Annotated in this window: 1 protein-coding gene; it reads right to left on the bottom strand. The window is 61.0% G+C overall.

Annotated features, from left to right (window positions below; genetic code table 11):
• Positions 1 to 308: 7TMR-DISMED2 domain-containing protein (locus AAEY83_RS13720; protein ID WP_351059644.1), on the bottom strand; the 308-nt coding region annotated here is incomplete at both ends.

The raw sequence follows: 308 nt of genomic DNA, 5'->3' as shown, positions 1-308 counted from the left end.
GGTTGTAAACCAGCATCCCCAGCAGCACGCCATAAATGATGCCGAGCACATACAGGCGCACCGGTTGGTCTTCGAGGTACGCGGTGCTCGACCACAACGTCACCGGCGCCTGGATCGAGCCTTCGCTGGCCAGTCGCAGGTACAGCGTCTGCTGTTGATCCGGTTTGAAGGGAAGGTCGAACAGGTAGTTGTTCTGGCGGATCTCGCGACTGGCGAAGGGCAAGGCATCGCCGGTCTGGCGCACCAGTCGGTATTCGCCGTTGGCGCCAGGCAAGTACAGATCGAGGTGATCAAGCGGCGGATACGCC

Source organism: Psychrobacter sp. TB20-MNA-CIBAN-0197, from assembly GCF_040309765.1.
Classification (GTDB): Bacteria; Pseudomonadota; Gammaproteobacteria; order Pseudomonadales; family Moraxellaceae; genus Psychrobacter; species Psychrobacter submarinus.
This window is presented reverse-complemented; position numbering and strand designations above follow the sequence as displayed.